Raw genomic sequence first — 19720 nt, 5'->3', positions numbered from 1 at the left:
CCCCAGGGGCTAACCGAGCCCTTGACGCGCCAAGGCGTTCCGCTGTTGTCGACTTTGCCGTGGCCTTAATCCTGCTCCTGTTCAGCCGACCCGCCTCCCCGTAACCTGGGTCCATGCGAGTCGCGGTCTGCCAGCTGAACGCCCGGGATGACCGAGAGACGAATCTGGCGGCCGCCGAGGCCCTGCTGGAGCGGGCGGCAGCCGGTGGTGCCGATCTCGCGATCCTCCCCGAGTACGTCGACTACCTCGGCCCGGTCGCCGGGCAGCCAGTCGCGGAGCCGGTCGACGGCGTGGCCGGGCGGTTCTTCGCGAACGCCGCGCAGCGGCTCGGCATCTGGGTCGTCGTTGGCTCGATCCATGAGCGGGGCCCAGATCCGGAGCACTGCTACAACACCTGCCTGGTGTTCGATCGCTCAGGGACGCTCGCCGCCACCTATCGCAAGATCCATCTGTACGACGTGGAGATTCCCGGTCGGGTGTCGTATCTGGAGTCAGCCACGGTCGCCGCTGGGTCGCAGCCGGTAGTCGTAGCGGTGGAGGGAATTCGGGTCGGGCTGTCGATCTGCTACGACCTTCGCTTCCCCGAGCTCTATCGCCAGCTCGCCACGGACGGCGAGGCAGACCTACTCCTCGTCCCGGCAGCATTCATGCTGCACACGGGGCGGGACCACTGGGAGGTGCTGTTGCGTGCCCGGGCCATCGAGAATCAGTGCTTCGTTGCGGCAGCCGCCCAGACGGGGGACCACGAGCCGAGCCGTACCTGCTTCGGCCGCAGCATGGTGATAGATCCCTGGGGGACAGTGCTCGCCCAGGTGCCCGATGGTTCCGGCCTCGCGATTGTCGACCTCGACCTGGAGCGGTTGCGGACGGTCCGGGCCGAGTTGCCGAGCCTGGCCAACCGTCGTCTCCAGCTTTCCTGAGCCCGACCGAGCGCACTGCGCCGCGGGCGGTGAACGGCTCGTCGTCGGGGCCGCTGTTCGTTGCCGGCCGGCTCACCCCTGGAGCAGGACACCGATCGTTGCGAGGCCGACGATGGCGGCGGCCGTGACCAGGAGCGCCGTCGTCATTCGGGAGGGTCCCCGACGAGCCAGCCGCCCGATCGACAGGACCAGGACGACGAGCACGAAGGCGCCGATGACGAGCTGCCAGAACGGCAGGAGTAGTCCGAGTAGCGTGTCCTTGGCCAGCACCGGGGTTGCTGTCAGCTCGGCCATGCAGACACTCTCCCACGGATGAGCGGTTCCGGTCTTCCGCACGCGGGGGAGTGGGTGGCTGCCGGCGGCTGACGCCGCCGGTCGGCGCCAGTGATGGATCTTGATTTGCCTTCTGCCGGACGACCGCGTAACTTTCTCTTTGTACGCGGGAAGCCGGGCAAACCGGCAGAGAGCGGGCACCAGGACCGTGGCGATACCGCCGAGCGGGACTGGGGCGCGGGCGGTGTGAGGCACTTCCGGAGACGGAGTTGCAATCACGAAGCCGACCGGGTAGAGTACTGAAGCCGGCAGGAGCCGGGCGGATGGCCGCGAAGCGGGTATCGGCCGGTCTGTCGATTCCCGCAACAGTAGCGACCGCCAAATTTGGCGTGCGTGATTGTGGGCCGGCTACGACGAGTTTGTTGCCTGAATGGTCAGGTTGACAATCGCGGAATGGTCCGGGTAGCTTAGAGCGGTTGCCTCCGGAGGGGCCCTGGTGTGGGGTTCTGATGGTGTGTGGTTGTTCTTTGAGAACTCAACAGGGTGTTTGGAAAGCCAGTGCCGTTTTGGTCTGGGTTGGCCTGCTGTGTGGTGGGTTGGCTTGGGCTTGAATTTGGCAGCAAATATTTTTGTTGCTGGGATTTTCTTCAAGTTTTTGTTGGAGAGTTTGATCCTGGCTCAGGACGAACGCTGGCGGCGTGCTTAACACATGCAAGTCGAGCGGAAAGGCCCTTCGGGGTACTCGAGCGGCGAACGGGTGAGTAACACGTGAGTAACCTGCCCCAGGCTTTGGGATAACCCCGGGAAACCGGGGCTAATACCGGATATGACTGGCTGCCGCATGGTGGTTGGTGGAAAGATTTTTCGGCTTGGGATGGACTCGCGGCCTATCAGCTTGTTGGTGGGGTAATGGCCTACCAAGGCGGCGACGGGTAGCCGGCCTGAGAGGGCGACCGGCCACACTGGGACTGAGACACGGCCCAGACTCCTACGGGAGGCAGCAGTGGGGAATCTTGCACAATGGGCGGAAGCCTGATGCAGCGACGCCGCGTGAGGGATGACGGCCTTCGGGTTGTAAACCTCTTTCAGCAGGGACGAAGCGTTTGTGACGGTACCTGCAGAAGAAGCGCCGGCCAACTACGTGCCAGCAGCCGCGGTAAGACGTAGGGCGCAAGCGTTGTCCGGATTTATTGGGCGTAAAGAGCTCGTAGGCGGCTTGTCGCGTCGACTGTGAAAACCCGTGGCTCAACTGCGGGCTTGCAGTCGATACGGGCAGGCTAGAGTTCGGTAGGGGAGACTGGAATTCCTGGTGTAGCGGTGAAATGCGCAGATATCAGGAGGAACACCGGTGGCGAAGGCGGGTCTCTGGGCCGATACTGACGCTGAGGAGCGAAAGCGTGGGGAGCGAACAGGATTAGATACCCTGGTAGTCCACGCTGTAAACGTTGGGCGCTAGGTGTGGGGAGCCTCTCCGGTTCTCTGTGCCGCAGCTAACGCATTAAGCGCCCCGCCTGGGGAGTACGGCCGCAAGGCTAAAACTCAAAGGAATTGACGGGGGCCCGCACAAGCGGCGGAGCATGCGGATTAATTCGATGCAACGCGAAGAACCTTACCTGGGTTTGACATCGCCGGAAATCCCCCAGAGATGGGGGGTCCTTCGGGGCCGGTGACAGGTGGTGCATGGCTGTCGTCAGCTCGTGTCGTGAGATGTTGGGTTAAGTCCCGCAACGAGCGCAACCCTTGTTCGATGTTGCCAGCGCGTTATGGCGGGGACTCATCGAAGACTGCCGGGGTCAACTCGGAGGAAGGTGGGGATGACGTCAAGTCATCATGCCCCTTATGTCCAGGGCTTCACGCATGCTACAATGGCCGGTACAATGGGCTGCGATACCGTGAGGTGGAGCGAATCCCAAAAAGCCGGTCTCAGTTCGGATCGGGGTCTGCAACTCGACCCCGTGAAGTCGGAGTCGCTAGTAATCGCAGATCAGCAACGCTGCGGTGAATACGTTCCCGGGCCTTGTACACACCGCCCGTCACGTCACGAAAGTCGGCAACACCCGAAGCCGGTGGCCTAACCCTTGTGGGGGGGAGCCGTCGAAGGTGGGGCTGGCGATTGGGACGAAGTCGTAACAAGGTAGCCGTACCGGAAGGTGCGGCTGGATCACCTCCTTTCTAAGGAGCGCCATCCGTCGAAGGGCGGTATGGAGCCTCGGTTGCCTGTGTTGGGTGATGGGGTGCTCATTGGTCGGAGACACTGGCTAGTTGGTCTTGGCAGCGGTTTGATGCTCTTGTACACGCTCCTCTTGTGGGGGTGGGGGAAGGGGTTGATGATGCGGCTGGGGTTGGCGGTGAACACCCTGTTGGGTCCTGAAGGAATGACCGTGTGGTTGTTTCTTGGGCCGTTGTTTCTGTGATGTCACTGTTGTGGTGGTGTTGCGGGGATGGTGGTTTTGCCTGGCGTGGCTTGTCTCGTATACCGGATGCTGGTTTTGCCCTTGTGTGGGTGGGGTTGGTGTTGCTGGTGCGGGGTGGTGGTTGCGGGTTGGTTGTTTGTTGAGAATTACACAGTGGACGCGAGCATCTTTGTGGTCAAGTTGTCAAGGGCGAACGGTGGATGCCTTGGCACCAGGAGCCGATGAAGGACGTGGGAGGCCGCGATAGGCCTGGGGGAGCTGTCAACCGAGCTGTGATCCCAGGGTGTCCGAATGGGGGAACCCGGCATCAGTCATGTGGTGTCACCTGCACCTGAACTCATAGGGTGTGTGGAGGGAACGCGGGGAAGTGAAACATCTCAGTACCCGTAGGAAGAGAAAACAATTGTGATTCCGTGAGTAGTGGCGAGCGAAAGCGGATTGAGGCTAAACCGGCTGCGTGTGATACCTGTCAGGGGTTGCGTGGTTGGGGTTGTGGGATCCTGCGACACGGGCTGACACTCGTGTGGGGAGTTATAAAGCTGGTGGTTAGTTGAACAGTCTGGAATGGCTGACCGTAGACGGTGAAAGTCCGGTAGGTGAAAGCTGCCAGTCTCCTGTGGGTGTTCCCGAGTAGCGGCGGACTCCTGTAATCTGCCGTGAATCTGCCAGGACCATCTGGTAAGCCTAAATACTTCCTGGTGACCGATAGCGGATAGTACCGTGAGGGAATGGTGAAAAGTACCCCGGGAGGGGAGTGAAATAGTACCTGAAACCGTTCGCCTACAATCCGTCGGAGCCTCTTTTGTGGGGTGACGGCGTGCCTTTTGAAGAATGAGCCTGCGAGTTAGTGGCATGTGGCGAGGTTAACCCGGGNGGGGGAGCCGTAGCGAAAGCGAGTCTGAATAGGGCGTTAGAGTCGCGTGTCCTAGACCCGAAGCGGAGTGATCTAGCCATGGGCAGGCTGAAGCGTGGGTAAGACTGCGTGGAGGGCCGAACCCACCAACGTTGAAAAGTTGGGGGATGACCTGTGGTTAGGGGTGAAAGGCCAATCAAACTCCGTGATAGCTGGTTCTCCCCGAAATGCATTTAGGTGCAGCGTCGTGTGTTTCTTGCCGGAGGTAGAGCACTGGATGGTCTAGGGGGCCTACAAGCTTACTGAAATCAGCCAAACTCCGAATGCCGGTAAGTGAGAGCGCGGCAGTGAGACTGCGGGGGATAAGCTTCGTAGTCGAGAGGGAAACAGCCCAGATCACCAGCTAAGGCCCCTAAGCGTGTGCTAAGTGGAAAAGGATGTGGGGTCGCATAGACAACCAGGAGGTTGGCTTAGAAGCAGCCATCCTTGAAAGAGTGCGTAATAGCTCACTGGTCAAGTGGTTCCGCGCCGACAATGTAGCGGGGCTCAAGCACACCGCCGAAGCTGTGGCATTCACGCGTGTACTTCGCATGGCCTTTGGGTTGTGTGTAGGTGTGTGGATGGGTAGGGGAGCGTCGTGCCGGGGGTGAAGCAGCCGAGTGATCGAGTTGTGGACGCGGTGCGAGTGAGAATGCAGGCATGAGTAGCGAAAGAAGGGTGAGAAACCCTTCCGCCGGATGACCAAGGGTTCCAGGGCCAGGTTAATCCGCCCTGGGTGAGTCGGGGCCTAAGGCGAGGCCGAGAGGCGTAGTCGATGGATAACGGGTTGATATTCCCGTACCCGCGAAGGAGCGTCCCTGATGAACTTCGTTGTGCTAACCATCCGAGCTTGGTGTGGTCTTCGGACTGTGCTGGGGGAGCGTGGGAACCTGGCGGGTAGTAGTCAAGCGATGGGGTGACGCAGGAAGGTAGCTGAGCCCGGCCGGTGGTTGTGCCGGGGTAAGCGTGTAGGCTGTGTCGTAGGTAAATCCGCGGCGCGTGTGGCTGAGACGTGATGCCGAGCCGATTCAGGTGAAGTCAGTGATCCTATGCTGTCGAGAAAAGCCTCTAGCGAGTTCCGAGCGGCCCGTACCCTAAACCGACACAGGTGGTCAGGTAGAGAATACCAAGGCGATCGGGTGAACTGTGGTTAAGGAACTCGGCAAATTGCCCCCGTAACTTTGGGAGAAGGGGGGCCGGAGACGTGAAGGCACGTGCTGCTGGAGCGTTGTATGGCCGCAGAGAGCAGGGGGAAGCGACTGTTTACTAAAAACACAGGTCCATGCGAAGAAGTAATTCGATGTATATGGACTGACGCCTGCCCGGTGCTGGAACGTTAAGGGGACCTGTTAGTCTTTCGGGGCGAAGCGGAGAACTTAAGCGCCAGTAAACGGCGGTGGTAACTATAACCATCCTAAGGTAGCGAAATTCCTTGTCGGGTAAGTTCCGACCTGCACGAATGGCGTAACGACTTCCCCACTGTCTCAACCACAGGCCCGGCGAAATTGCATTACGAGTAAAGATGCTCGTTACGCGCGGCAGGACGGAAAGACCCCGGGACCTTTACTATAGCTTGACATTGGTATCTGAATTAGCTTGTGTAGGATAGGTGGGAGCCTGTGAAGTGTGCACGCCAGTGCATGTGGAGGCAATCTTGAAATACCACTCTGGTTGGTTTGGGTATCTAACTTCGGACCGTTATCCGGTTCAGGGACAGTGTCTGGTGGGTAGTTTAACTGGGGCGGTTGCCTCCTAAAGGGTAACGGAGGCGCCCAAAGGTTCCCTCAGCCTGGTTGGCAATCAGGTGTTGAGTGTAAGTGCACAAGGGAGCTTGACTGTGAGACTGACGGGTCGAGCAGGGACGAAAGTCGGGACTAGTGATCCGGCACTGGCGAATGGAAGCGGTGTCGCTCAACGGATAAAAGGTACCCCGGGGATAACAGGCTGATCTTCCCCAAGAGTCCATATCGACGGGATGGTTTGGCACCTCGATGTCGGCTCGTCGCATCCTGGGGCTGTAGCAGGTCCCAAGGGTTGGGCTGTTCGCCCATTAAAGCGGTACGCGAGCTGGGTTTAGAACGTCGTGAGACAGTTCGGTCCCTATCCGCCGTGCGCGTAGGATACTTGAGAAGGGCTGTCCCTAGTACGAGAGGACCGGGACGGACGAACCTCTGGTGTGCCAGTTGTCCCGCCAGGGGCACGGCTGGTTGGCTACGTTCGGAAGGGATAACCGCTGAAAGCATCTAAGCGGGAAGCCTGCTTCAAGATGAGGTATCCCATCCACCTTTGGTGGGGTAAGGCCCCCAGCTAGACGACTGGGTTGATAGGCCGGAAATGTAAGCTCGGTAACGGGTTCAGTTGACCGGTACTAATAGGCCGAGGACTTGATTACTAAGTTGCTGCGCGTCCACTGTGTAACTCTTGGCAAACAAACATTGCCTGTGGTGTTGGGTGTGTTTGATATGTCGATAAGTGTTACGGCGGTCATGGCGGAGGGGAAACGCCCGGTTACATTCCGAACCCGGAAGCTAAGCCCTCCAGCGCCGATGGTACTGCACTCGGGAGGGTGTGGGAGAGTAGGACACCGCCGGGCAAAACTTCAGTTGAGGGCCGACCCTACCCGGGTCGGCCCTCAACGTGTTTCCAGCCCGACAACACCACCACGGCACCACCGCCACAGATTGTCGATCAGCGGGTCTGCATCTCGTTGCGCATTGTCCGGAACAGGTCACCGGCTTCCACTACCGGATGATCCGGGAACAGACCCATCACCACGCTTCCATGGTCTGCCCAGCCACACACGGCGAACTCCCCACCCAGGCCGCTGGTAGTGCCACACTTCAGCACTCCGCCGAGGGGGCCCGGGGAGAGGTGCTGCAGCCCGCTGACGTGACCAGTCTCGTCGGCCATCAGCCCGAAGAGGCTGTCCAGGTCCCGCTCGGGTTGCCAGAGCAGCGTGGTGCCACCGAAGACGAGCACCGGTCGGCGCTCGCCGGCAGGATCCCGGTAGACGGCTCCGAAACTCTGGTCCACCTCGATGTTGGCCGCGAACCCGTTCCGGAGATAGTCGGCGGTGCTGCGGGCCGGCTCGCTGTCGTCCCGAGCCAACCCGGCCAGCTGCGCTGGGCTGCCTATCGTGGCGTCCTGCTGCTGAAAGATGGGCCAGGCCACGGTGCCGAAGGCCCCGGCGCCAGCGAGCCCCACGGCGGTCGCGAGCAGCCACGCCACCCGGCGGCGGCGCGCTCGGACGCCCGCGCGTCTGGGCTCCGGAGCCGGGTCCTCGCCATCGAGTCGGATCGGCTCGTCGGTCAGGTTGACTGGCTCGGGGGCCTCGTTGACGGCGCGCTCGCTGAGGTGCCCGTGGGACATAACCGACACCGTACGCGAAGCCCTGGTGGCGCACGTAAGGTCCGCGGAAGCTCTCCGTAGACTTCCAGGGGTGACCGAGAGACTGGATGCCCGACGCCCCGACGCCCCGACCCTTGCCGGCCAGTATCTGCCGGGCGAGGTGGAGCAGCGACGGTACGAGCAGTGGGTAGCCGGCGGACACTTCCACGCGTCGGCGGAGAGCGACAAGCCCCCGTACACCATCGTCATCCCACCGCCGAACGTCACCGGCTCGCTGCACATGGGGCACGCGCTGGACCACACGATGCAGGACGCCCTGGCCCGGCGGAAGCGCATGCAGGGCTACGAGACGCTCTGGCTGCCCGGCATGGATCACGCCGGCATCGCCACCCAGAACGTCGTGGAGCGGCAGCTGGGCGAGCAGGGCCTGTCCCGGCATGACCTCGGCCGCGAGGCGTTCGTCGAACGAGTCTGGCAGTGGAAGGCCGAGTCCGGGGGCGCGATCCTTGGGCAGATGCGCCGGCTCGGCGACTCCGTCGACTGGGAGCGGGAGCGCTTCACCATGGACGCGGGCCTGTCGCGGGCCGTCCACACCATGTTCAAGGCGTTGTACGACGACGGGTTGATCTACCGGGCCGAGCGGATCATCAACTGGTGTCCGCGCTGCCTCACCGCGCTGTCGGACATCGAGGTGGAGCACACGGACGACGACGGTGAGCTGGTGTCGATCCGATACAGCGACGAGGTCGTGGTGGCTACCACCCGGGCGGAGACGATGCTCGGTGACACCGCCATCGCCGTGCATCCCGAGGACGAGCGGTACCAGCACCTGATCGGCACCGAGGTCGAGCTGCCGCTGACCGGCCGGTGCATTCCGATCGTCGGGGACGAGCACGTTGATCCGACCTTCGGCACCGGCATGGTGAAGGTAACCCCGGCGCACGACCCGAACGACTTTGAGATCGGTCAGCGGCACGGCCTGCCGTCCCACACGATCATGGACGAGCGGGGGGTTATCACCGCGCCCGGGCCATTTGCCGGCCTGGACCGGTACGAGGCGCGCCCCGCCATCGTCGCCGCACTGCGGGAGCAGGGCCGGATCGTGGCCGAGAAGCGCCCGTACACGCATGCGGTTGGTCACTGCTCGCGTTGCCGCACGACGGTGGAGCCCCGCCTGTCGTTGCAGTGGTTCATCAACACCTCGCCGTTGGCCAAGGCGGCTGGTGACGCGGTGCGGGACGGACGGGTGAGGATTGAGCCGGCGGAGCTGGCCAAGCGGTACTTCGCCTGGGTCGACAACATGCACGACTGGTGCATCTCCCGCCAGCTGTGGTGGGGGCACCGCATCCCGGTCTGGTACGGCCCGGCCGGCGAGGTCGTCTGCGTCGGTCCGGACGAGACGCCGCCGGCCGGCGACGGTTGGCGCCAGGACGAGGATGTCCTGGACACCTGGTTCTCCAGCGGCCTCTGGCCCTTCTCCACCCTCGGCTGGCCGGAGCAGACCCCGGAGCTGGCCACGTTCTACCCGACGAGCGTCCTGGTCACCGGCTACGACATCCTCTTCTTCTGGGTCGCCCGGATGATGATGTTCGGCCTGTACGCGATGGACGGCCGACAGCCCTTCGATGTGGTCGCGCTGCACGGCATGGTCCGCGACGAGCACGGCAAGAAGATGTCGAAGTCGTTCGGCAACGTGGTTGATCCGCTGGACTGGATTGATCGGTTCGGCGCCGATGCCACCCGGTTCACCCTGGCCCGTGGTGCGAATCCCGGCGGGGACGTCGCCGTCAGCGAGGAGTGGTGCCAGGGCTCCCGTAACTTCTGCAACAAGCTCTGGAACGCGACCCGGTTCGCCCTGTTGAACGGCGCGCACACCCAGGGGGCGCTACCGCCGGCGACGGAACTGTCAACGGTCGACCGGTGGATCCTGTCCCGGCTCGCGCGCGTCACCGCCGAGGCGGACGAGCAGTTCGAGGCGTACGAGTTCGCAAAGGTCTGTGACCTGCTGTACCACTTCGCGTGGGACGAGGTCTGCGACTGGTACGTGGAGTTGACCAAGCCGCTCCTGGCGGCCGGCGGTGCGGCTGCGGACGCCACCCGGCGCGTCCTCGGGGAGGTGCTGGACCAGCTACTGCGGCTGCTGCACCCGGTGATCCCGTTCATCACCGACGAGTTGTGGATCGCCTTGACCGGCGGCGAGACGGTCATGACGGCAGCTTGGCCGGCCGTCGACCAGGCGCTGGTTGACGCTGCCGCGGAGACGGAGATCGCCACGCTCCAGCGGGTGGTCACCGAGATCCGGCGGTTCCGCTCTGACCAGGGGTTGCGTCCGACCCAGCGGGTCGTCGCCCGGCTCGACGGGTTGGCCGGCGCCGGTATTGCTGGGCACGAACCGCTGATCCGGTCGCTGGTGCGCCTCGATGCGGCGGGTACGGACTTCCAGGCCAGCGCCGTTCTGACCCTGCCGGGTGAGGTGGGCGTCGCGCTGGACACCCGTGGGTCGATCGACGTGGCAGCCGAGCGAGCGCGGTTGACCAAGGACCGGGCGGCGGCGGCGAAGGAGGTCGGACAGGCCCGGACGAAGCTCGACAACCCGGCGTTCGTGGGGAAGGCACCCGAGCCGGTGGTGCAGAAGATCCGCGACCGGCTCGCCACCGCCGAGGCCGACCTGGTGCGGATCGACGCAGCTTTGGAGGCCCTCTCCTCGTGACCGACCAGACTGACTTCGCTGCCGTCGAGGCGGAGCTCGCCACTCGCGGGTTCACCCGGATGGTCTTCGAGCTGGACCGCATCGAGATGCTGCTGGACCTGCTCGGGAGCCCACAGCGGGCGTACCCGTCGATCCACCTCACCGGCACCAACGGAAAGACCTCGACCGCCCGCATGATCGACTCGTTGCTGCGGGCGTTCGGGCTGCGCACCGGGCGGTACACCAGCCCACACCTGGAGACCGTCCGCGAGCGGATCAGCCTGGACGGTGAGCCGGTTGACGAACAGCGGTTCGTCGCCGCCTACCGCGAGGTGGCGCCGCTGGCCCGACTCGTTGACCAACGGTCCGCGGAGCCCCTGACCTACTTCGACCTGACCACGGCGCTGGCCTTCGCCACCTTCGCCGACGCCCCGGTGGATGTCGCCGTTGTCGAGGTGGGTCTCGGCGGTGCGGAGGACTCGACCAACGTCCTTCAGGCCGGCGTCACGGTGTTGACCCCGATCGGGCTCGACCACACCGAGTGGCTCGGCGACACGATCTCCGACATCGCGCTCCACAAGGCGGGCATCATCCACAAGGGCGCGACGGTGATCTCGGCCGGGCAGGAGGAGGAGGCGGCGCGTCCGGTGCTCGAGCGCTGCGCCGAGGTCGACGCGACGATCGCCCGAGAGGGCGCCGAGTTCGGGGTACTGCGCCGGGCCGTCGCAGTCGGTGGACAGGTGCTCACCCTGCAGGGGCTCGGCGGGCAGTACGAGGAGCTCTTTGTCCCGTTGCACGGTGCCCACCAGGCGCAGAACGCCGCCATGGCGCTCGCGGCGGTGGAGGCGTTCCTCGGTGCGGGGGCACGCCGCCAACTGGACGTCGAGACGGTCCGGGAGGGGTTCGCCGCAGTGAGCTCGCCCGGGCGGTTGGAGCGGGTCCGTACCGCGCCGACCGTGCTGCTCGACGGCGCGCACAACCCGCAGGGCATGGCGGCCACGGTCACCGCGCTGCAGGAGGAGTTCGCGTTCAGCAAACTGGTCGCCGTCCTCGGTGTCCTCGTTGACAAGGACGCGGTCAGCCTGCTCGAACTGCTGGAGCCGGTGGTTGACCAGCTGGTGGTCACCCGCAACAGCTCGCCGCGGGCGATGCCGACCCGGGAGCTGGCGACGCTCGCCGTTGACGTCTTCGGCCCGGACCGGGTGGTGGTGGCGGAGCAGATGCCAGACGCTATTGAGGCGGCGGTGGCGTTGGCCGAGCAGGATGTCCCGGGTGAACTGGCCGGGATCGGCGTACTCGTCACCGGCTCGGTGGTTACCGTGGCCGATGCCCGTCGGCTACTGAAGCGATGACTGCCGCGGGGCGTCCAACCGGGCCGGGGCCGGCGGCCGGGCGGTCGCCGGGTTCGCCTCCGGCGGCCGAGCTGCCAGAGGGCTCGGTGTCGCCGCCGCGCCGCTCCGGGTTGCGCAATCCGCAGCGGGCAGTGGCCGGTCTCGGTGCCGGGCTGCTGAGCCTTGAGGCTCTGGTCCTGGTGCTGGCCATCCAGCCGATGCGGGTGGTCGGCGGCGGGCTGAGCGCTGCCGCGATCGCCGCTGTGGTGGCGCTGGCGGTGCTGGCGGTGCTGCTGGCCGGAGTGATCCGTCGCGCCTGGGCCTGGTCGGCGGGGATCGTGCTGCAGGGCGCGTTGCTGCTCGCCGGCGCGTTGCACTGGTCGCTGCTGGTGCTCGGGGTCATCTTCGCGTTGGTGTGGGTGTACGCCCTGCACGTGCGGCGGGTGATCCTCGGCTGACCGACCTGCTCAGGCCCCGGCTGACCGACCTGCTCAGGCCGATTGGCCGACCGACCCATTCAGGCTTCGGCGCGTTCCCGCCACTGGGTGAGGGCGATGCCGTGTCCGTCCGGATCGCGGAAGGCGGCTGCCCACACCTCCAGCTTCGACCCGCGGTTGACGACCCGGGGCGGATAGGTGAAGCGGACGCCGGATTCGCGCAGCCGCGCGTACGCGTCTTGGATGTCGTCAACCTCAAGGTTGACGTGCACGAGCCGACGGCTGATGGGGACGGCCTCGGTGACCTCCCGGAGCACCAGGCGGGTCGCCCCGGAGGCGAGCACCGCGTTACCGGAGCCCTGGTCGACCTCGGTGAAGCCGAGGTCCCGATAGAAGGTGAGCGACCGGGCCAGGTCGGTGACGAGCAGGGTGAACCCCACCCCGGCGATCGGCGGGTCACCGGCGGGCTCCCCGAAGATCGCCTCGTCCAGGTCCGGGATCACCGGTTCCTCGGCGTACGGCGGCATCGGGTCGTCCAGGGGCAGGTCGACCGGGTCCGCCGGGGCGGGGACCCGGAACCCGTCGCCGGCCGGTCCGGGCTCTTCGGCGGTCGGTCGAGCTGGCGTGGCGGCGGAGGCGTCCTCGAATGGTGCCGTCTGGAAGGGCGCTGCCTCGGCCGATGGGTCGAATCGTTGCTCGGCGGGGGGTCGGGGGCTCGGCGCGGAGCGGCGCGGTAGGTCGCCGGGGGCGGGTGGGTTGACCAGTTCCCCGTCGAGAACCGGCGGGCTGCCGGGGACATGGTGTACGACGACTGTGCTGGGCTCGGTCGGCGGCGGAACCGGGTCGGCGTACGGGTCCCGGAACTCGTCGTCGGCTGGCCGGCCGGCCCACGGCGGTGCCTCCTGCTGGATCAGCAGTTCCTCTATCGGTAGGTCCGGGTCTGGGTGGTGCAGGGGCAGGTCCGCGGCGCTGACCCGCGCGGTTTCTGCGTGGGTGAGCACCTCGTCCCAGAGGACGCGTACGTGCCGCTGGTCGTCGAGCGCCACCCGGATCGGTAGGGCCTGGCCCGGCGCCGGCCACTTGGCGACCGGTACCCGCGGTTCGATGATCTTCTTGGATCGTGGCGGTAGCCCGGGCGCGTCGATGAAGAGCTGCAACTCGCAGCGGCCGAACGCGTACTGGGTTGGCGGCTCGGAGACGGTGTGCACCGTCCCCTCACCGATGACCCAGGTGCGCCCGCCGGCCCGAACCGTGGCGAGGGCGACCGCCAGCACCAGGATGGCGCCGCCGAGCGCCACGATCGACCAACTCGGCATGCCCAGGCCGAACAAGACCACGAACGTGGCCACCGTGCCCAGCGCCGCGCCGACCAGTTTGCGGACCGGCGCGATCGGGCGGCTACCGCCATTCGCCACTGTGGACCTCCTGGGGGGTAGGGGCCAGGCTAGGCCGACTCGGCCGCCGGGGGAAGGACCGACCGCCGCACCGGCGCCGAGACCGGGCCGATACGCTGACCGTACCCATCCCGGTCGCCTTCGGTGTACAGGAGGAACAGCGTGTCCAGCAGCAGCCCGGAGGAGCGTACGCTCGTATTGATCAAGCCCGACGCGGTCCGCCGCGGGCTGGTCGGCGAGATTGTCTCCCGATTTGAGAGTAAGGGCCTGCGGCTCGACGCGCTGGTGCAGCGGACGCTGGACGCGGACTTCGCCGATCAGCACTACGCCGAGCATGTCAACAAGCCCTTCTACCCGCCGCTGAAGACCTTCATGACCAGCGGCCCACTGGTCGCGCTCGTGCTCTCGGGCGACCAGGTCATCGAGGTGGTGCGCGGCATGATCGGCGTGACCGACGGCCGGCGGGCCGCGGCCGGCACCATCCGGGGCGACCTGTCGCTGTCGAACCGGGAGAACCTCGTGCACGCCTCGGACTCCGTCGACAGCGCGAAGCGCGAGATCGGGCTCTGGTTCCCGGAGTTGGTCTGAGGATCGCGGCCGAGGCGCTGTCGCGCGCGGCGGGGCGTTGTCGCGTCCACGGCAGGGTTGCGTCCGCGGCGGGGTGTTGTAGCGCCTTGGGGCGCGGTCGGTCACCGGGTGTTCCCGGGTTGGTCATCTGGGCCGCGGGGAAAGGTCATGTCGGTTCGGTAGACCGGGGGTGAGTCCCCGATCCGGGAGGAACCATGACCGATTTCGATCGACGTACGCTCCTGCGGACCGGCCTTGCCGTGGGTGCGGGAGCCGCTGGCGGAGCGCTCCTGGGGAGTGCCGGCGGCGCCGCCGGGCCCGCCGCTGCGGGGTGGCGCCCGGCCGGTCGTCCCGTTCTCACGCACGGGGTGCAGAGCGGCGACGTCTCCGCCGAGTCGGCGGTGGTGTGGACCCGGGCTGATCGGCCCGGCCGGATGCTGGTGGAGGTGAGCCGCCGGCCGGACCTGCGGGACGCCCGGCGGCTGCGCGGGCCGGTCCTGGATCCGACCGGGGACTTCACCGGCAAGGTACGACTGCGCGGATTGCCGGCCGGTGAGCGCTGGTACTACCGGGTCCGGGCGGAGAGCCTGGACCGGCCAGGGTTGTGTAGTGAGCCCCTGACCGGTTCCCTGCGGACCGCCCCCGGCCCACGTCGGCGGCGTGACATCCGGTTTGTCTGGACCGCGGACATCGCTGGGCAGGGCTGGGGCATCGCCCCCGACTTCGGTGGCATGCCCATCTTCGCCGCCATGCGCGCCACCGAACCCGACTTCTTCCTCTGTAGCGGTGACACGGTGTATGCCGACAACCCGCTGACCGAGATGGTGTCGCTGCCGGACGGGCGGGTCTGGCGGAACCTCGTCACCCCGGAGAAGAGCAAGGTCGCCGAGACCCTGGCGGAGTTCCGGGGGCAGTACGCGTACAACATGCTCGACGAGCACCTGCGGACGTTCGTGGCCGAGGTGCCACAGATCAACCAGTGGGACGACCACGAGGTGACGAACAACTGGTACCCGGGCGAGGTGCTGGCCGATGACCGGTACACGGAGAAGCGGGTAGACGTGCTCGCCGCCCGCGCCCGGCAGGCGTTTGACGAGTGGTTGCCCACCCCGATCCGGGCACCCCGTTACCGACGGCTGCCGTACGGGGCATTGCTGGATGTCTTCGTGCTGGACATGCGTACGCACAAGGACCCGAACGACGGGAACACCTACCCGGATCCGGACCGGGGGCTGCTCGGCCGGGAGCAGCGGGAGTGGCTGATTCGCGAGTTGACCCGCTCCCGGGCGACGTGGAAGGTGATCGCGGCCGACCTGCCGCTCGGTCTGGTGGTGCCGGACGGCTCGGCCCAGGAGGGCGTGGCGCAGGGTGATCCGGGGGCGCCGGCGGGCCGGGAGTTGGAGTTCGCCGAGGTGCTTCGGGCGGTCCATCGCGCCGGGGTGACCGGCATCTTCTTTCTCACCGCCGATGTCCACTACACCGCCGCCCACCACTATGACCCTGCCCGGGCGGCGATTGGCGACTTCACGCCCTTCTGGGAGTTCGTCTCCGGCCCGGCGCACGCCGGCGCCTTCGGCCCCAACGAGATGGATGGCACGTTCGGCCCGCAAGCGGTCTTCGTCAACGCGCCGCCCAGCGCGAACACCAGCCCCGCGGCGGGTTTCCAGCACTTCGGCGAGGTGCGTATCGACGCCGACAGCGGCGCCTGCACGGTCCACCTGCGGGATCGCATCGGCAACTCGCTCTGGAGCATCACGCTTCCCGCTCCACGGTGACCACGCCGGCCGATCATGGAGCTGGTCGGGGCTTCATGATCGGCCGGTTCCGCGGTGGGAAAGTCGGCGGCGATCTCTGCCCGGGGTCGGGTAGGGTTGGCGACCACACGGCGACGACCCGGCTATCACCGGTGAGCCTCCGGAAGAAAGGGCGTCCGCGCCCGAGTAGAACCGGACGGGTCCGGCCCGTCACAGCCGGCCAACGAGCGGGCGGTCGATCTTGGCTGCCAAGCGGGGTGGTACCGCGGGCCCGGCCCCGGCACGCTGACGGCGTCCGGAGCGGGTTCGTCCTCGCAGACCCACGAAGAGTGAGCTGCGAAGGAGCGCGACCCCCCGATGGCCTATCCGTTGCATGACCCGACCGCGACCGGAGTCCCTGCGAGCCCGGACCTGCCCGCGATCGAGCGTCGGGTCCTGGAGCACTGGACGGCCGACAAGACCTTCGAGGCCTCCGTGGAGGCCCGGCCGGCCTCCCGACGGTTGGTGGACGGCATCGTCGCCGACGGTGCCCCCGCCGACAACGAGTACGTCTTCTACGACGGTCCGCCGTTCGCCAACGGCCTGCCGCACTATGGCCACCTCTTCACCGGCTACGTCAAGGACGTGGTGCCGCGCTACCAGACCATGCGTGGTCGGCGGGTGGAGCGTCGGTTCGGCTGGGACTGCCACGGCCTGCCCGCCGAGGTGGTCGCCGAGAAGCAGCTCGGCATCACCAGCAAGGCGGAGATCCTCGACCTGGGAGTGGACCGGTTCAACGAGGCCTGTCGGAGCTCGGTGCTGGAGTTCACCCAGGACTGGGAACGCTACGTCACCCGTCAGGCCCGTTGGGTCGACTTCTCCAATGACTACAAGACACTGGACCTGGACTACATGGAGAGCGTCCTGTGGGCCTTCAAGAGCCTGCACGACAAGGGCCTGGTCTACGAGGGCTTCCGGGTGCTCGCGTACTGCTGGCGGTGCGAGACGCCGCTGTCGAACACCGAGACCCGGATGGACGATGTCTACCGGGACCGGCACGACCCGACGCTCAGCGTGTGGTTGACGCTCACCCCGGACTCCGACGCCCCGGAGCTGCTGCGCGGCGACGTCGCGCTGGGGGTCTGGACCACCACGCCGTGGACGCTGCCGTCCAACCTGGCGCTCGCAGTCGGCCCGGACATCGAGTACGCGGTGTTGGAGCGGGACGGGCAGCGCTACGTCCTGGGCGCCGCCCGGGTTGCCGCGTACGCCAAGGAGTTGGAGGGGTACCAGCAGGTCGGCACCGTGTACGGCCGGGACCTGATCGGGCGCCGATACACCCCGCTGTACGACTTCCTGGTCGAGCCGGCGGGGGAGCACGCGTACCAGGTGTTGGGCGCGGACTTCGTGACCACCGAGGACGGCACCGGGATCGTGCATCTGGCGCCGGCGTTCGGCGAGGACGACCAGAACACCTGCAACGCCGCCGGCATACCGACCGTGGTCACGGTGGACGACCGTACCCGGTTCACCGCGCTCGTCCCGCCGTACCAGGGGGAGCAGGTCTTCGACGTCAACAAGCCGGTGATCCGGGAGCTGAAGGAGCGGGGCGTGGTGCTCCGGCAGGACACCTACACCCACGCGTACCCGCACTGTTGGCGCTGCGACACCCCACTGGTCTACAAGGCGGTGTCGTCCTGGTTCGTCGCGGTGACCCGGTTCAAGGATCGGATGGTCGAGCTCAACCAGCAGATCAACTGGACTCCGGGGCACATCAAGGACGGCTCGTTCGGCAAGTGGCTGGCCAACGCCCGGGACTGGTCGATCAGCCGGAACCGGTTCTGGGGCTCACCGATCCCGGTGTGGAGGTCCGACAACCCGGCCTATCCGCGGGTGGACGTCTACGGCTCCCTCGCCGAACTGGAGCGGGACTTCGGCGTACGCCTGACCGATCTGCACCGGCCGGCGGTGGATGAGCTGGTCCGCCCGAACCCGGACGACCCGACCGGGAAGTCCATGATGCGCCGGGTCCCGGAGGTGCTGGACTGCTGGTTCGAGTCCGGTGCGATGCCGTTTGCCCAGGTGCACTACCCGTTCGAGAACGCCGACTGGTTCGAGTCCCACTACCCGGGTGACTTCATCGTCGAGTACATCGGGCAGACCCGCGGTTGGTTCTACACCATGCACGTGCTCGCCACGGCGCTGTTTGACCGGCCCGCCTTCCGCAACTGCCTGAGCCACGGCATCCTGCTTGGGTCGGATGGGCGCAAGATGTCCAAGAGCCTGCGCAACTACCCGGATGTGTATCACATCTTTGACACGTACGGCTCGGACGCGATGCGCTGGATGCTGATGTCCTCCCCGGTGCTGCGCGGTGGTGACATGGCGGTGCACGAGGCCGGTATCCGGGACGCGGTCCGGCAGGTGCTGCTGCCGCTCTGGAACGTCTGGTACTTCTTCTCGCTCTACGCCAACGCCGACGGACGTCAGGCGCGGCGGAGCACCGCCTCGGCGCACCTGCTCGACCGGTACGTGCTGGCGAAGACGAACGAGCTGGTATCAACGGCGCAGGCGCAGCTGGACGGGTACGACATCTCCGGTGCCTGTGCCACGATCCGGTCCTACCTGGACGCGTTGACCAACTGGTACGTACGCCGCTCGCGGGACCGGTTCTGGTCCGGCGACGAGGACGCCTTCCACACCTTGTGGACGGTGCTGGAGACGCTCTGCCGCGTGGTCGCGCCGCTGGCGCCGCTGACGGCCGAGGAGATCTGGCGGGGCCTGACCGGTGAGCGTTCGGTGCACCTGACCGACTGGCCGACGGCGGCGGAGTTCCCCGCCGACCATGACCTGGTCGCTGCGATGGACGCGGTGCGGGGGGTCGCCTCGGCGGCGTTGTCCCTGCGTAAGGCGCGTGGCCTGCGGGTGCGGCTACCGCTGTCGGTGCTGACTGTCGCCACGCCGGCCGCTGCCGCGCTGCGGCCCTTCGCCGACCTGGTCGCCGACGAGGTCAACGTGAAGCGGGTCGAGTTCACCGACGAGCTGGGCAGCTACTGCGAGCAGGTGTTGACGGTGGTGCCCCGGGCCCTTGGCCCGCGGGTCGGTAAGGCGGTCCAGCAGGTGATCAGGGCGGTCAAGGCCGGCGAGTGGGAGCTGGTTGACGGCGCACCGGTCGCCGCCGGAGTCACCCTCGCCGAGGGTGAGTACGAGCTGCGGCTGGTCGCCGCGGACGCCGAGCAGTCGGCGCCGCTGCCCGGCGGTGAGGGCGTGGTCGTTCTGGACACCGAGGTCACCCCGGAGCTGGCCGCCGAGGGGCTGGCCCGAGATGTGATCCGGGTGGTGCAGCAGGCCCGCCGGGACGCCGACCTGGATGTGTCGGACCGGATCGTGGTCGCGCTCGCCGCATCCGAGCAGGTGTGGGCGGCGGTCTCCGCGTACCGCGATGTGGTGGCCCGGGAGGTGCTGGCCGATTCGGTGGAGCTCGCCCCCGGGCTGGCCGGGTTCACCGGTGAGGTGGGCGACGGTGAGCAGGTTGCGGTGACCGTCCGTCGGGTTTAGAACAGGTGCGGATGGGCCCGGTCGACGCCGGCGACGGTGCGAGCGGGTCCTTCCTCACCCCCACCCCATCAAGTTGATCTTTAAATCGGTCACTCGGTCAGCGGACCCGCCACACCTCGCCCGGGGTGTCTGGTGGGGGTCCGCTACCGTGACACCGCCCCTGT

10 protein-coding genes and 3 rRNA genes are annotated in these 19720 nt (G+C 66.4%); 10 read left to right on the top strand and 3 right to left on the bottom strand.

What is annotated here, in order from left to right; all coding sequences use genetic code 11:
• Positions 1–113 precede the first annotated feature (113 nt).
• On the top strand, positions 114–920 hold the full coding sequence (locus tag SALPAC6_RS0103340; RefSeq protein ID WP_018252029.1) for a carbon-nitrogen hydrolase family protein: 807 nt from the start codon (positions 114–116) through the stop codon (positions 918–920).
• Positions 921–992: 72 nt separating this feature from the next.
• Here SALPAC6_RS0103340 and SALPAC6_RS0103335 read toward each other — a convergent pair whose 3' ends face one another.
• Complete coding sequence (locus SALPAC6_RS0103335) at positions 993–1214, bottom strand: hypothetical protein (RefSeq protein ID WP_018252028.1); 222 nt, start codon at positions 1212–1214, stop codon at positions 993–995.
• Between the two features lie 634 nt (positions 1215–1848).
• On the opposite strand from SALPAC6_RS0103335, the gene SALPAC6_RS0103330 reads away from it, so the two are divergent.
• The 3 genes from SALPAC6_RS0103330 to rrf all read left to right on the top strand — a co-directional run bounded on the left by SALPAC6_RS0103330 (position 1849) and on the right by rrf (position 7092).
• Positions 1849–3365, top strand: a 16S ribosomal RNA gene (locus SALPAC6_RS0103330).
• Between the two features lie 415 nt (positions 3366–3780).
• Positions 3781–6891, top strand: a 23S ribosomal RNA gene (locus tag SALPAC6_RS0103320).
• A gap of 84 nt (positions 6892–6975) precedes the next feature.
• Positions 6976–7092 (top strand): 5S ribosomal RNA (gene rrf, locus SALPAC6_RS0103315).
• The 16S, 23S and 5S rRNA genes sit together here, the layout of an rRNA operon.
• A 95-nt stretch (positions 7093–7187) precedes the next feature.
• Here the strand turns inward: rrf and SALPAC6_RS0103310 are convergent.
• A complete protein-coding gene (locus tag SALPAC6_RS0103310) occupies positions 7188–7868 on the bottom strand; it encodes a hypothetical protein (RefSeq protein ID WP_018252026.1) in 681 nt (226 codons plus the stop codon).
• Between the two features lie 70 nt (positions 7869–7938).
• Here SALPAC6_RS0103310 and SALPAC6_RS0103305 point away from each other — a divergent pair, with 70 nt between their 5' ends.
• The 3 genes from SALPAC6_RS0103305 to SALPAC6_RS0103295 are packed head-to-tail and all read left to right on the top strand — an operon-like array spanning position 7939 to position 12325.
• Complete coding sequence (locus tag SALPAC6_RS0103305; protein WP_018252025.1) at positions 7939–10557, top strand: valine--tRNA ligase; 2619 nt, start codon at positions 7939–7941, stop codon at positions 10555–10557.
• Positions 10554–11888, top strand: a complete 1335-nt coding sequence (locus SALPAC6_RS0103300) for a bifunctional folylpolyglutamate synthase/dihydrofolate synthase (RefSeq protein ID WP_018252024.1) — start codon at positions 10554–10556, stop codon at positions 11886–11888. Before SALPAC6_RS0103305 ends, SALPAC6_RS0103300 begins: the two co-directional genes overlap by 4 nt.
• A complete protein-coding gene (locus SALPAC6_RS0103295) occupies positions 11885–12325 on the top strand; it encodes a DUF4233 domain-containing protein (RefSeq protein WP_026189283.1) in 441 nt (146 codons plus the stop codon). Before SALPAC6_RS0103300 ends, SALPAC6_RS0103295 begins: the two co-directional genes overlap by 4 nt.
• Positions 12326–12384: 59 nt before the next feature.
• Here the strand turns inward: SALPAC6_RS0103295 and SALPAC6_RS0103290 are convergent, their stop codons facing one another.
• Positions 12385–13719 carry a VOC family protein gene (locus SALPAC6_RS0103290; protein WP_018252022.1) on the bottom strand — a complete coding sequence of 445 codons (1335 nt, stop codon included), beginning with the start codon at positions 13717–13719 and terminating at the stop codon, positions 12385–12387.
• 141 nt (positions 13720–13860) lie between these two features.
• Here SALPAC6_RS0103290 and ndk point away from each other — a divergent pair, with 141 nt between their 5' ends.
• The 3 genes from ndk (at position 13861) to ileS (ending at position 19556) form a co-directional block, all read left to right on the top strand.
• Complete coding sequence (gene ndk / locus SALPAC6_RS0103285; RefSeq protein ID WP_020493533.1) at positions 13861–14286, top strand: nucleoside-diphosphate kinase; 426 nt, start codon at positions 13861–13863, stop codon at positions 14284–14286.
• A gap of 194 nt (positions 14287–14480) precedes the next feature.
• A complete protein-coding gene (locus SALPAC6_RS0103280) occupies positions 14481–16040 on the top strand; it encodes an alkaline phosphatase D family protein (RefSeq protein WP_026189282.1) in 1560 nt (519 codons plus the stop codon).
• A gap of 336 nt (positions 16041–16376) precedes the next feature.
• The gene (ileS, locus tag SALPAC6_RS0103275; protein WP_018252017.1) at positions 16377–19556 is read left to right on the top strand and encodes an isoleucine--tRNA ligase; all 3180 of its coding nucleotides are present in this window, start codon (positions 16377–16379) and stop codon (positions 19554–19556) included.
• Positions 19557–19720 lie beyond the last annotated feature (164 nt).

It is taken from the genome of Salinispora mooreana (genome assembly GCF_000379065.1).
Classification (GTDB): Bacteria; Actinomycetota; Actinomycetes; order Mycobacteriales; family Micromonosporaceae; genus Micromonospora; species Micromonospora mooreana.
This window is presented reverse-complemented; position numbering and strand designations above follow the sequence as displayed.

Bases quoted from the DNA above. Each gene is read 5' to 3' on its own strand.
- SALPAC6_RS0103340 (WP_018252029.1), top strand. From the start codon at position 114: ATGCGAGTCGCGGTCTGCCAGCTGAACGCCCGGGATGACCGAGAGACG.
- SALPAC6_RS0103335 (WP_018252028.1), bottom strand. From the start codon at position 1,214: ATGGCCGAGCTGACAGCAACCCCGGTGCTGGCCAAGGACACGCTACTC.
- SALPAC6_RS0103280 (WP_026189282.1), top strand. From the start codon at position 14,481: ATGACCGATTTCGATCGACGTACGCTCCTGCGGACCGGCCTTGCCGTG.
- SALPAC6_RS0103310 (WP_018252026.1), bottom strand. From the start codon at position 7,868: ATGTCCCACGGGCACCTCAGCGAGCGCGCCGTCAACGAGGCCCCCGAG.
- SALPAC6_RS0103295 (WP_026189283.1), top strand. From the start codon at position 11,885: ATGACTGCCGCGGGGCGTCCAACCGGGCCGGGGCCGGCGGCCGGGCGG.
- ileS (WP_018252017.1), top strand. From the start codon at position 16,377: ATGGCCTATCCGTTGCATGACCCGACCGCGACCGGAGTCCCTGCGAGC.